The 12,529-nt window shown below is 63.0% G+C and carries 14 protein-coding genes; 4 read left to right on the top strand and 10 right to left on the bottom strand.

Annotated elements, in window-relative coordinates:
- Nucleotides 1–48 precede the first annotated feature (48 nt).
- Nucleotides 49–1,200 carry a hypothetical protein gene (locus F812_RS0115575; RefSeq protein WP_020086913.1) on the bottom strand — a complete coding sequence of 384 codons (1,152 nt, stop codon included), beginning with the start codon at nucleotides 1,198–1,200 and terminating at the stop codon, nucleotides 49–51.
- A gap of 242 nt (nucleotides 1,201–1,442) precedes the next feature.
- On the opposite strand from F812_RS0115575, the gene F812_RS0115580 reads away from it, so the two are divergent.
- Together F812_RS0115580 and F812_RS0115585 are read left to right on the top strand one after the other, a co-directional pair.
- Nucleotides 1,443–2,558, top strand: a complete 1,116-nt coding sequence (locus F812_RS0115580) for a THUMP domain-containing class I SAM-dependent RNA methyltransferase (RefSeq protein WP_020086914.1) — start codon at nucleotides 1,443–1,445, stop codon at nucleotides 2,556–2,558.
- 369 nt (nucleotides 2,559–2,927) lie between these two features.
- Nucleotides 2,928–4,355: a hypothetical protein gene (locus F812_RS0115585; protein ID WP_156827457.1), complete on the top strand. Its 1,428-nt coding sequence runs from the start codon at nucleotides 2,928–2,930 to the stop codon at nucleotides 4,353–4,355.
- A gap of 67 nt (nucleotides 4,356–4,422) precedes the next feature.
- On the opposite strand, the gene F812_RS0115590 is transcribed toward F812_RS0115585, so the two are convergent.
- The 8 genes from F812_RS0115590 to F812_RS0115625 all read right to left on the bottom strand — a co-directional run bounded on the left by F812_RS0115590 (nucleotide 4,423) and on the right by F812_RS0115625 (nucleotide 11,006).
- Nucleotides 4,423–5,277: a DUF2189 domain-containing protein gene (locus tag F812_RS0115590; protein WP_020086916.1), complete on the bottom strand. Its 855-nt coding sequence runs from the start codon at nucleotides 5,275–5,277 to the stop codon at nucleotides 4,423–4,425.
- A gap of 382 nt (nucleotides 5,278–5,659) precedes the next feature.
- Complete coding sequence (locus F812_RS0115595) at nucleotides 5,660–6,355, bottom strand: Crp/Fnr family transcriptional regulator (protein ID WP_040498530.1); 696 nt, start codon at nucleotides 6,353–6,355, stop codon at nucleotides 5,660–5,662.
- Between the two features lie 132 nt (nucleotides 6,356–6,487).
- On the bottom strand, nucleotides 6,488–7,411 hold the full coding sequence (locus F812_RS0115600) for an SUMF1/EgtB/PvdO family nonheme iron enzyme (RefSeq protein ID WP_020086918.1): 924 nt from the start codon (nucleotides 7,409–7,411) through the stop codon (nucleotides 6,488–6,490).
- Nucleotides 7,412–7,538: 127 nt separating this feature from the next.
- A complete protein-coding gene (gene nirK, locus F812_RS0115605; RefSeq protein ID WP_020086919.1) occupies nucleotides 7,539–8,675 on the bottom strand; it encodes a copper-containing nitrite reductase in 1,137 nt (378 codons plus the stop codon).
- A gap of 194 nt (nucleotides 8,676–8,869) precedes the next feature.
- Nucleotides 8,870–9,196 carry a cupredoxin domain-containing protein gene (locus tag F812_RS0115610; protein ID WP_020086920.1) on the bottom strand — a complete coding sequence of 109 codons (327 nt, stop codon included), beginning with the start codon at nucleotides 9,194–9,196 and terminating at the stop codon, nucleotides 8,870–8,872.
- A 10-nt stretch (nucleotides 9,197–9,206) separates the two neighbouring features.
- Nucleotides 9,207–9,737 (bottom strand): DUF4142 domain-containing protein, encoded by a 531-nt coding sequence (locus F812_RS0115615; protein WP_020086921.1) that lies wholly within the window; start codon nucleotides 9,735–9,737, stop codon nucleotides 9,207–9,209.
- Nucleotides 9,738–9,822: 85 nt separating this feature from the next.
- Complete coding sequence (locus F812_RS0115620; protein WP_020086922.1) at nucleotides 9,823–10,512, bottom strand: RNA polymerase sigma factor; 690 nt, start codon at nucleotides 10,510–10,512, stop codon at nucleotides 9,823–9,825.
- Nucleotides 10,513–10,607: 95 nt separating this feature from the next.
- Nucleotides 10,608–11,006 (bottom strand): DUF488 domain-containing protein, encoded by a 399-nt coding sequence (locus F812_RS0115625; protein WP_020086923.1) that lies wholly within the window; start codon nucleotides 11,004–11,006, stop codon nucleotides 10,608–10,610.
- A 168-nt stretch (nucleotides 11,007–11,174) separates the two neighbouring features.
- Between F812_RS0115625 and F812_RS24205 the strand changes: the two genes are divergently transcribed.
- On the top strand, nucleotides 11,175–11,678 hold the full coding sequence (locus tag F812_RS24205) for a cytochrome P460 family protein (protein WP_020086924.1): 504 nt from the start codon (nucleotides 11,175–11,177) through the stop codon (nucleotides 11,676–11,678).
- A gap of 42 nt (nucleotides 11,679–11,720) precedes the next feature.
- Entirely contained in the window at nucleotides 11,721–12,068 is a 348-nt protein-coding gene (fdxA, locus tag F812_RS0115635) for a ferredoxin FdxA (protein ID WP_020086925.1), read from the top strand.
- Between the two features lie 34 nt (nucleotides 12,069–12,102).
- On the opposite strand, the gene F812_RS0115640 is transcribed toward fdxA, so the two are convergent.
- The gene (locus F812_RS0115640) at nucleotides 12,103–12,384 is read right to left on the bottom strand and encodes a hypothetical protein (protein ID WP_020086926.1); all 282 of its coding nucleotides are present in this window, start codon (nucleotides 12,382–12,384) and stop codon (nucleotides 12,103–12,105) included.
- Nucleotides 12,385–12,529: the final 145 nt, after the last annotated feature.

Consider the following 12,529-nt stretch of genomic DNA (forward strand, 5'->3'; position numbering starts at 1 on the left):
AGAGACTTGCGCCAGCGTTGCGCGATCCGCGTCCGCGAGGCTCCGCCATCACCGATCTGCGGTCTCTGCCCGCCCACCGGGGGCGCAGTAGCCGCGAGCGCAGAGCAGGGCCTCCGCCTCGCGAAGAACGAGCGGCTCCGTCACCAGGGCGCGGCTCGGATGGCGTTGTCCGGAATAATCCTCGAACGACGTGTCGACGACCACGAGCTTGAAGATGCCAATGGCGGGAGCGCCGGATTTATAAGTGAGAAAGGCCGTGCACGTGGCGCTCGGGATGTAGGCAGGGGTAAAAGACGCGCGCTCGGCATCGCGCACGATCTCCCGCTCGCAATCGGGCACAGCGGCGCCCAGAACATCGTCGCGGCCGAGAATGGCCATGCGCCCATCCATGAGCCGGGCCGGGATGCCTCGGCCATCGAGCAGACCATCGAGATACGCCGACCGCGATCCGGGCGACAACGAAAGAGACTTCCAAGCCAGCGGCCACTGCCAGAAATAGAGCGCCGGCAACGCCAGCACGGTGAGGCCCGCCAATCCCGCGATCTTGAGCGCGCGCGACGGCATCCAGCCAAACAAACCCGGCGCTCGCGGAGACCACGGTACCGATGGCCGCTGGGCGTTCGGATGATTGCTGAAGGCGCGCCAACGGCTCTCGACGGCCAAGCGCAAATCACCGGGTGAAACACTCAACAGCTCGGGATGCAGTACGATCTGGATTGCATCCCCCTTCGTCACGAACAGGGAGTTCCAACTGCGCCCGCGCCGAACCCATGAGCCGACGTCGATGTTCGCAGTGTAGAACCGCTTCGAAACCACCAGAGCCGTCGCGTCGCGAAACCGCCCCGCTCCAGACCTGAGCCAGTCGATGCCTGAGATCTCGACCGCGCCAACGTCCTGAACTTCACGCCACGGGATGAGCACGTCCTTCAGGCTCGCCATTCGATAGCGCACGCCGCTGGGGGAGAGCTCGATCACGGGCCTCCCAGGATGCGAACGCCGATAGTAGGCATAGGCTATGAAGCCGAGCCCGGCGGCCAGGAGAATGCACGACGCAAGGATGCTCTCGCGGTCACGGTCGACCCAAAGAAAAAGAACAAGCCCCAGCGCGGCGATCCCCGCCGCAAAGGGAACCTGCTTCAACAGATAGCCCTCGAACCCGAAAGCGAGCGGCTTGCGAACGTCTGAGAGATCGGGATTCACGCGGCGCCTCTCCGAACCGGATCAGGTTATAAAAGGGGACCACTCTGCAGATCACCACATCGCGCCGACGGCCCGCTGTCAACGACATCCGTCATCGGAGAGTTGACGAATGCCCCGGCCCCAAAACATGGCCGGTCCCCCCAAAACGGGAGGGCTCCACGGCAAGGCCCTCTACGCCCACCCGTCCCCGGGGCTCCCATAAAAAGGTCGATACTCGCGCCGCTTCCCGATATTGAGGCGCCATGACGACCGAGACCGACTTCGAAATATTCCTCGTGGCAGCCCCAGGCCTCGAACCCACGCTCTGCGCCGAAGCCCGCGCCAGGGGCTTCAAGGGCGCGCGGGCGGCAAAAGGCGGCGTGACATTCAAGGGAGACTGGTCCGCGGTTTGGCGGGCCAACCTCGAGATCCGTGGGGCGGGCCGCGTCATCGCCCGTATCGGCGGCTTCCGGGCCATGCACCTCGCGCAACTCGACAAGCGTGCGCGCAAGCTCGCCTGGAGCCACGTGCTGCGCCCCGACGTACCCATCCGCGTCGAAGCCTCGTGCAAAAGCTCTCGCATCTATCATTCCGGAGCCGCCGCCCAGCGCATCGAGCGGGCCATCCACGAGGAGCTCGGTGCACCGGTCTCGCCCGAAGCGGAGGTCTGCATCCGCGCGCGCATCGAGGACGACTTCTGCAACATCGGCATCGACACCTCGGGCGAGCTGCTGCACAAGCGCGGACACAAGGAAGCCGTCAACAAAGCGCCCATGCGGGAAACGATGGCCTCCCTCTTCCTGCGCCAATGCGGTTATGACGGCGCCGAGCCCGTGCTGGACCCCATGTGCGGATCTGGAACGTTCGTCATCGAGGCGGCTGAGATCGCGGCCCGCCTGAAGCCCGGCCGCTCACGCCGTTTCGCCTTCGAGCAACTCGCAACCTTCGACGAAGCAGCCTGGCACAAACTCCGTGACACGGAGAACCCGGCGAAACCTGCGCTGCGCTTTTACGGAAGCGATCGCGACGCGGGCGCCATAAGCATCAGCCGCGCCAATGCGCAACGCGCGGGCGTCGCTGACATAACGGAATTCCACCAGCAGCAGATTATCGATCTCGTCGCACCCGGCGGACCTCCCGGTCTCGTCATTGTCAATCCGCCATACGGCGACAGACTTGGCGACAAGAAGCGCCTGCACGCGCTCTATCGAGCATTGGGACAAACGCTGGCGACACGCTTCTCCGGCTGGCGTGTCGGCTTGATCACCACCGACACCGCACTCGCCGCCGCGTGCGGGCTGCCGTTTGCGCCCCCCACGGCCCCCGTCTCGCACGGCGGACTGCGCGTGATGTTATTCCTGACGGCGCCGCTTCCTTGAAAGAACGCGCCTGAGCATTTCATGCGCGCCACACTGCTGCCTTTATGCAGCGAAGAGCAAAAGCCGATTTCACGTTGCGACGGCGCAAAATGAAACACGGCTTGTTGCACGCCGTAACTATGACACGCGTTTGAGACGCGCAAAGCCGCTCGAACGCTTGTGCAAGTTTTCAACGGACGCTCATATCCGCCGAGCGGGACATTCAAAAATTTCATCGCGCGGGGCGATGCGAAAATTCCAACCACTCGGATCGCGCACTCGAGCGGAGCACATTTTATGTCGGACGACTGCCAGGGCGCCCCGTCCCAGGACGATGTTGGGGCGCCCCTCACCTGTGATCAGATGCCTACGGCTGCAAGCGGAAAACCCATGCATTGGGTGTCCGCGCGTATGGCGACCCCATTCACTCCTCTCATTCCAACGCCCGCGATGGACCCGGCACCGGAGACGCCTCACGATCCGGATATCGCCGCCAAGCTCGCAGCACTTCACGAGATGCTGGCCTCCGCCATGGAGACGGCCGCGGCCGCACCGATAGCCGGAACCGATGCCGCCGATCCGCCGCGCGCGCCGCGGATACCTGCGCTGCCCGCCGCGCTGGACAGCGCAGAGCACAGTCGTGAGCCGGAAGCGGAGATGCCGAAGTTTCTGCGTGACGACGCGCCGGAACCGGAAGGCGCACGGCGGCCGCGTCCCGCCTCACGCACGCCCCTGCCGCCACCTCTGCCTCCCCTGCCTCCTCTGTCTCCGTTGCCTCCCCGCTACGGTGCCTCTCGCCTTGCGGCTTTGCGGCAGAACGAGGACGCGCCCTGGATTTTCCTCGCATCCATCTTCGGCGTCGCGGCGTTGTTCCTGGCGTTACAATCGTTTCACGCAGCCTCGCCACAGCCGAAAGAAGCGGCTGCCGAGCTTCCACCGGCCGTCGAGCCTCCGTCACCCGAGACGCGCCTGAGCTTCGTGAGGGAGCAGGCGTGCGAGAGGCCGCCGTGCGATGCGCTCTCCACGTCCATCGTGCGCACCATCGCCACCATGCCGATTGAGCCCGCCGAGGCCGCAAGTCCCGGGCTCGTCTACGCGACCAGCTCAGCGACCCTGGGCGACGACCCGAAAAACCTGGATTCACTCGACGTTGTCACCATCAAAGGTCTGCCTCCCGAGGTTCGCCTCTCGGTGGGGCACAAGACCTCCGACACCGAATGGACACTTGCGGCCGGCGATCTCACCGACATCGGCATGGTCGTGCCGAGCGAAATAGAAACCTTCAACACCACCATCGAGATCAAGAAGCGTGACGGCGAGCCGCTTGCCGTGCTGGGGCTGACGATCCAGCGCGAAACGCCCGAAGAAGAGGCCACACCGCCTGCCGCCGATCCTGCCGCGCTCGTGCCGCCACTCGCCGAAGCCGCTCCGGCCATCTCCTTACCCGAGGCGAATGACAGCGCATCGGAGAACAGACAGCCGGAGCCTCGCGAAAAGCCCGTCAAGACGACATCACCCGTCCGCACGAAACCCGCGAAGGTCATGAAGGCCCGATACCGGACCCCAAGGATGAAGACGATGCCGCCGCCCGTACAGGCGAGCATGGAGGCCCCGCCCAAGCCGCCGGCTACCCTTCTCGAAGGATTTCTGAAATCCGCAACCGAGCCTGCGGCACCGCCAGAGAAAAGCGCACCACCGGATACAGTCGCGCATGACAAGAACGTAAAGCCAGCCCCCACCACGGCGTCGGACCGGCCGCCGGGCTTCGAAACGCTGGAGAACCTGGGTGGCGGCTTTGGATTGCAGCAGATGCCCTAGCCGCTCAGTCCGGGACGCGGTGCCGCGTCCCGGAGACAGCTTGAGGCTCGCGCATCTTTCCGCGGCATCAAATGACTTCAGTGCGGCTCACCACACGGCGATAGAGATGCCACGTGGCATGGCCGAGAATCGGGAACACGACCGCGAGCCCGAAGAAGAACGGAATCGCGCCCGCAACCAGCGATGCCGCCACGACGAGGCCCCACGCCGCCATCGGCAACGGGTTTTCGATAAAAGCGCGGATGGAGGTGCGCACCGCTGTTCCCACGCCCACGTCCCGATCGACAAGCATCGGAAACGAGACCGCGCTGATCACGAGAACCAGAAGCGCAAAAAAGAACCCGACGACGTTACCCGAGATGATGAGCTGGCGGCCTTCGGCGGTGGAAAGCTGCTGCATGAAATGTGAGAGGGAGGTGGGCAGAACTCCTTCGAAGGATTGCACGTAGAGCGCGCGCGCCGTCATCATCCAAAGAACGAAAATCGCCAGCAGCACCACGCCGAGCCGGATGATCGCCCCGAGCGAAGGCGACCGGTAGACCTCGGCGATATGCCAGACGGACACGTCGAGCCCCTGCTCGCGCCGCCGGCTGAGCTCGTAGAGCCCCACCGCTGCCACCGGCCCGAGAAGCGCAAAGCCTGCCATCAACGGATAGATCATCGGCAGCAGATGATAGCCGAACGCGACCCGGAACAGGATCATGCCGACGATGGGATAGATGAGACAGAGGAACAGCGCGTGACTGGGCGCCGCCTTGAAATCCTCGATACCCTTGGCAAGCGCGTCCTCGACATCGGCAAGGCCGATCTTGCGGATCGCGGGCTCACCCGGTCTCCAAATGGCCGATGACGGCCAGCGGACATCGACGCCAGGCTGGTGAAGAGCGCCACCGGAATGAGGCAGTTCGCGTGAATGGGTCATGGCCGTAACTCCCGAGCTTGCGCCGAGGCAATTCCGACGAGGGGAACCGGGCGTCGGACAATGCGACCGGCAAATGGCCAAGGAACAGATTGGGGCGCACGCACTAGACGATGCGCCCTCGAGCGCCTGGACAGAAGCGAAGAGGCCGAGGCGCTATTGAGTGGAGATGCGGAAGGCCGCTTCCCTATTCAATAGGCGCGACACGTCAGGAACAGCGATAAATAATCGTGCTTAAGGAAACCCACCTCTAGCCTCCCTCCTCCCAGCGGAATCTGAGGGAGAAAGTGAGCCCGCCGACAAGACCAACCTTCCGGCCCGGCGAACTAAGCCCCTAATGGCGCAAACAAGCGCAATATCGGCCCGTGGGTCTTATGAAAAGCGCTCAATCGCGCTCGCCCTCGGCGAGCAAAGCGAGCTTCTTGAGGTCACGAATGAGGAGCTTCTGACGGCCGCCTTCTACGAGCCCGCGCGTTTCCCAGGCGCTCAGGATGCGGGATACCGTATGCAGCGTCGTGCCGGTCATCTGGGCGATATCCTGGCGGGAGATGGGAAAATTGATCTGGATTCCCCCCTCCTCCTTTCGCCCCGCGCGCTCGGAAAGGCGCAGCACGACGTGCGCGATCCGCCGCTCCACCTCTTCCGTCGACATTTCCCGAATGCGCGTATGCGCTTCCTCGAGTTGCTTGCCGATGGTCTGAATGGCGTTGGCGGCAAGCTGCGCGTTCTGCTCGACGAACTGCGGCCAGAGCTCGTTCGGCCAGGACAGAACCTGACTTTCGGCAACGGCCGTCGCCCTCGCGGGATAGTCGACCCGCTGAAGCGCCCTCGCAAAGCCGAACAGGTCCCCGGGATGCACCATGCGCACGATGATCTGCTGGCCGTCGTCGGTCACCTGCGTAACCTTCAAGCGTCCGCTCAGCAGCAGATAGAAGCTCGTCGCCGCCTGCCCCTGCTCGAAAACCGCTTCCCCCTGCGGCACGCGCCGCACGGCTGCGCATCCGAGGAGATTGTCCAGGTCGGCATCGCTCATCCTATGGAAGACGGGGAGCGATCTGACGGCGGTTCGATCGATTTTCACTGCCGGGCGGCCTCACCGCAGAAGGTGACAGAGACTATCAAGACGCAGGCGGTCAAGAAAGGCTCCGGCGCGCTCAAAGGAGCCCACACTCACCGCTCTGCATCGATTTCCTCCGGCCGAGCTTGATCCTGATCAGAAAGTCAGCCCTCGTGCGCGCAAATGCGCGATAAGCGGAGCATACCAGCGCGTATCCTTCACAAGCCGGAACCCGAGATTGTCCGGAGGCGTGCCCACCGCGCAACCGCCACCCTTGGGATTGCGAACGAAGAACACCATCGGCGCGCGATGCTTTCCAATGGCATGGTAGATGCCGCACGCATTGGCATCGACCGCATCCGGAACGCCGAGCCGGTCCACGTCCACGCGGCGGCTGCAGGTTGTGGTCCACTCCCAGATGTTGCCCCCGAAATCGGAAAGGCCGAACTCGTTCTCGCCGAAGCGGCCGAACGGCTGCGGGATCGGCTCGCGTGAAGCCTTGCGTTTCGCCTCGCGGTAGTAATCTGCGAGCCAGCGATCGGCTGGGTTTGCGCTGTTGGGATCCACCCCGAGGGCGTCATCCGGAAAACGCGAGCCGGCCGCGAAGGCAAGCTCCTCGTCCGTCGGCAACTGCCACACATCACCCGTGCGCTCGCTGAGCCACGCCGCATAGCCCTTTGCGTCATCGAGACTCACGCCCGTTACCGGACGATCGACGCTGGCCGCGGCCGGGTACTCCGGCTCTGCGGGCGCACACGCGCCATCCTCCACGCAGAGCGCATAGTCCGCGCTCGACACCTGATGCTTCATGATGGTGAGCGCACCCGTCATGGTAACGGTGCGCATCGGTCCATCGACCGCAAAGCCGTTCTTGTAGTAGTCGCCGGCTGCCCGGTAGCTGAAGGTGCGCGGCTCGATGACCACAGTCTCGGGCGCGGCAGGCAGCCCGACGTAGGACGGGCTTCCGGTAAAGACCTTCTTCGCTCCAATGAAGCCAACCGCCCCCATCACCGCCACCATCAGCGACGAAGCTACGACGAGAGCCCACGAGATGTCATGCCTGGTGGAAAGCGAAGCCATAAAGCCTCCTCCGCACCGCCGCCACCTAGCGACGGAGCGCGCTCATTGAAGCCGTGGAGCCTTGGTAGTGAGGCGGAAGGCGCGCGCAGCCGAGTTCCCCATCGGGCGCGCGCCTTCCGAACTGACGTCAGGTGCCGGTAGGAGCGACCACGGACGTCATGAGATCGCTGTTCCAATCTCCGGTGACGGTGAAGTGTGCCGCCGCCCCGAGTTCGAACGCTTCGATCAGGTTGTGGTTCACGTAGGCGTAGATGCCAGGCTGCTCGAAGGTATACAAAGCTGCACCCGCCGTTCCGCCGGGAATGAACCAGGTCTCCTGATCGACATCCGGCGGATTGCGGAACTTGCCGGTTGCCCAGACATAGTCACCATGTCCGCCGATGAGATGCGGACGCGTGTCGCGGTTGGCCTGCGAGTGCACGATCAACACCCGCTCGCCGACCGCCGCCTTGAGCGCATTCTCGCCCGTGAGAGCACCGACCGCGCCGTTGAACACGATGTGGCTCGGCGTGAGGGTACGCATGACCTCGAGCACATCCGGATAGGCATCGCCCGCAGTCTTGTACTTCTTGTACTCGCCGTTCTCATCCTTCGGCACGTAGAAATCCTGCTCGCCGACATAATAGACGCGGTCGTAGGTGAGCTCCTTGCCGTGGCCGTCCGTCAGGCCCTCGCGCGGAAGAACCATGATGGCGCCGTTCATGCCGGACGTGACATGCCAAGGCACCATGCCCGGAGGAGCGCAATGGTAGACGAACACGCCTGCCTTCGTGGCCTTGAAGCGGAGCACCGTCTTCTCGCCGGGGTTGACGATGGTCAAACCGCCGCCGCCCAACGCGCCCGTTGCGGAGTGGAAGTCGATGTTGTGCTGGAGCGTGTTGGTCGGAGGATTGACGAGCGTGAGTTCCACGTAGTCGTCCTGGTGAACGACAATCATGGGGCCAGGAACGGAACCGTCGAATGTCATGGCGTGGACCTCAGCGCCATTGTCGTCGACGACGATCTTCTTCTCCTGAATGGTGAGCGTCACCTCGATGATCTTCGGGCCGCCCTGGGCCTTCTGCGTATGCTTGTGAACGAACGGCGGCTTCACCAGCTCGATCTTCTCGCGCGGCAGCTTGGAAATATCGACGGGAGACGCTTTCGCATTCGCAGCCGCATTCTCAGCCAACGTGGGCGTTGCGGTGAGCATAGGCGCCAAAGCGCCGACAAACGCCGAGCTCGCCAGCATTGTGCGGCGCGTCATGTTGTATTGCTCAGACATCGTTTTCTCCCTTTTCAAAAGGATTGAGCGCACTACGCCCGATCTCCTTTTTTTGTAGGAGCATTCGCGTCATTCTCTTTGCGATGGCGCAAACAGCGATCGCGCAACGATGCGTCATTTTCGCAGGAACCAAGACGGGCTGCGGCGGCCTGCCTCAGCCTACTGACAACGAGCGCTCGAATGCTCGCGTTGCGCTACTTCTCGTTAACGTTCAGCGTGCCCGTCATGTTCGGATGAACTCGGCAGAAGTAGCCCAATACGCCCGCCTGCTTCACCACCAGCCGCCCACGGCTTCCGGCGGGAAGCGCCAAGTCCCAGGCGCCGTTGCTCGCGGTCGCCGTGTGATCGATGAAATCAACGTTCACCCACTCGATCGTGTCGCCCACGCGCGCGCTGACCTCGGCGGGAACGAACGCAAGATCCGTGATCTTCACCACGATAGTCTCGCCAGCTTTCGCGCTGGCCACATGGGCCAGCGCGACGAGAACGAATGAAAGAACGGAGAAACCGGATGCGCGCATGGTCTCGGCCTCACTTCAACGAGCCGGCAAGATGCTCGGCGTGCTTCAGGTGGCCCTGAAAGATCTTCAGGCCCGTCTCCAGCAGGCTCTTCAGCTCGCCGTTGTCGGAAGACGGGATCAGCGTCGTCTCGAGCGCCCCGTTCACCGCCTTGTGGTAGGCAACCTCGTTTTCGACATACGCCTTGTCGAACGCCGCGCCGGAAAGCGTCGCGAGATGAGCGCGCTTCTCGTCCGCGTCCTTCACCAGGCTCTTGCTGGTGTCGTTGTCCTCGGGCGAGACGTTGAGCTTCTTCACGAGCGCCAGCGCCTTGTCGTTGACGGCCTTGTGGTCGCGCACCATGTCGTCCGCGAACGCACGCACCGTCTTGCTCTGACTTTTTTCGAGCGCGAGTTCGGCCGCCTTGATGTCGAGATCGCCCGCCGTATAGGCGATATGCGCGATCTGGGCGTCCGATGGACCGGCACCCGCGGCAAACGCGAGACCGCCGGGAACCGTCAGCAAAACCGCCGCGATTGCATAAAGTGCTTTGGGATGACGCATCTGATGACCTCCATGTTGTGAGCCCTCTGGCTCCTGTTCACACGGAGATTTGGATGCACCTCGACGATGGAGGTTCCCGCTGCCCTCACGACGAGAGTTCGAGACGCGCCATCACCGCGTCGGTAATTCTCTCGCAGCGCGCCCCATCGAACGGAAACACGTCGCTCAGCATGGCGCCCAAGTGATCGGCCAGCATATCCTTGAGAAGACGCCGCGCCCGATGCAGGCGCGTCTTCACGGTCTCAGGCCGCAAGCCCAGCAGCTCCGCCGTCTCGTCCACGCTCATATCCTCGATAGCGCGCGCAACGAGCACCATCCGGAAATCATCGGGCAACGCATCGATCGCCTTTTCAAGAAGGTGGCAGAGTTCACGTTGAGCCATGGTGCGCTCCGGATCGGAAGGTTGCCCGCCGGATAACGGAAAAGGAATGACCTGAGCTTCGCGAAGCTCCGGAAGGTTCCCGTCCGGCAACGGCGTATCGGTGCGCCGGCGAAGGCGCTGGAGCGCCTCGTTGAGCACGATGCGCGTGAGCCAGGTGGCAAGCGTAGACTCGCCGCGAAAACGGTCGAGCGCCGAGAACGCGCGCAGGTACGCCTCCTGCAGCACGTCCTCCGCCTCCCCGTCGTCCCGCACGATGCTGCGCGCCGTTCGATAGAGCCGGCGATTGTGCGTCTGGATGATCTCACGCACCGCACGCGCGTCCTTCCTCAGGGCACGCTGCACAAGGTCCCACTCCGGAGAGTTGGGAGCGTCCTCGACTTGCAGATGGACCATGGCGAAACCTCCGGGGCAACGAGCCGCCTGCGTCCTTGGATGCCACGATCCGGATTCGGTTCCCGAAGCCGTCTAGCGGCCGGATAAAAATGAGCCTAGCGGCCCATGTTTTCGAGCACCGCCTTGAGAACCACGGCATTGTTGTGGTCCTCGTCGCGGGCGGCGAACAGCAGCGTCACCACCCCGAGATCGCGCCAGACCTTGAGCACGTTCAACAACTCGGCATTACCGCGAAGCTCCTCGCGATACCGGCGCTCGAACTCCTCCCAGCGCCTCGGATCATGCCCGAACCAGCGCCTCAGTTCGGCGCTCGGGGCAATGTCTTTCAGCCAGATGTCGACCTTGGCGCGCTCCTTTTGCAGGCCCCGCGGCCAGAGCCTATCCACCAGCACCCTGACCCCGTCGCTCTCCTGTGGCTCGGCATAGGCGCGCTTGAGGCGAACACGGCTGGTTTGGACCTTTGAGGCAGCATCCGGGGAAGCGGTCACGCGCATATCAAATCTCCGATAAGATGTATGCAACGGTTGTCTTTGCGGGGTGCGAGCCATAAGATGTATAAGTAATGCATCTTAATCACAGACCTGTGATCGTGCAACGCCACGTCTCGCAAGCAACGCGTCGCGGCGCGAACCGAGAGAACAAAAGACCTGGGAGGAAACTAAATGTCTCGACTAGCTACGCTGCTCATACTCGGCCTCGTGGCCGGCACGGCCTACGCAGCCGACGAGCGCATCTCGTTCCCCGCGGACTACAAGACGAGTTTCACTAACTACCTGAGCCTCGATCGGGTTCAGAACGAGGACCAGATCATTCGCCTCTTCGCGAACCCCGTTGCACTGGAAGCCGCAGCCGCCGGAAAAGAGCTGCCCAACGGCTCCGTGCTGGTGGGCGAGATCTATGCCGCCAAGAAGGACAAGGACGGCAAGGTCATGAAAAGCGCGCTCGGTCAACGCATCCGCGACAAGCTGGCCGCCGTCGCGGTCATGCAGAAAGAGGAAGGCTGGGGCAGCACTATTCCGGAGAACCTGCGCAACGGAGACTGGGATTTCGCCATCTTCAGCCCAGACGGCAAACGCCTCAACAAGGACCTGAACACGTGCCGGCAGTGCCACGCGCCACTGGCCTCCACGCAGCACCTGTTTTCGCTCGAACACCTGTCGAAATGAGGAGCGCCGCGCGGCACACCTCAATGCAATTGGGACAATGCAATGACCTACGTCGTCACCGAAAACTGCATCAAATGTAAATATACCGACTGCGTAGAGGTGTGCCCCGTGGACTGCTTCTACGAGGGCGAGAACATGCTCGTCATCCATCCCGACGAGTGCATCGATTGCGGCGTGTGCGTTCCGGAATGCCCGGCCCAGGCGATTTTCTCCGATACGGAGCCACAGGCGACCCGCTACTGGCTGGAGATCAACCACAGATATGCCGATATGTGGCCGAACATCACCGCTAGAAAACCGCCGCTTCCGGATGCGGATGCCGAGAATGGGCGAAAGGGCAAGGCCGGCGAGTTGTCTCCCAACCCGGCCACCGAGGAGGCCGGCACCTAGCCGCCTCCTCGTCTTCCGCACGTTCTGCGCGCGCTTAGCGCACCGGAACGGGGCGCTGGCTTTCCAGCCATTTGGCTATGATGGTGCGGTCGTGAAACTCGATCGCACCGCAATTCTGACAGACGATCATCAGCACATTCAGCGTCGAGCTGGAGGAGCAGTCGGCCGTTGTGCCGCGCTGGCAGCTCAGCGTGTGAACATCGAGATCGCATTGGGAGCGGAAACGCCCGCACACCGCACAGCTCGTGAGGTGCTTGCCGAACAGGAAACGATCCACGTCGGCCTTGGTGATATCGCGGGTTAGAGTATCGGCCATCTCACCCACCCTGATTTTCCTCGCTTGTTTGAAGATAATCCGGACACGTCCCGCCGACAAGGAATCGGAAGCGCATCTCGCGATGCATCATGAAACGAGATGTTGATGCGCCGAGGCTCGCCGCATCGCAGCAAGAAGAATATGA

It is taken from the genome of Hyphomicrobium zavarzinii ATCC 27496, from assembly GCF_000383415.1.
Lineage (GTDB): Bacteria > Pseudomonadota > Alphaproteobacteria > Rhizobiales > Hyphomicrobiaceae > Hyphomicrobium_C > Hyphomicrobium_C zavarzinii.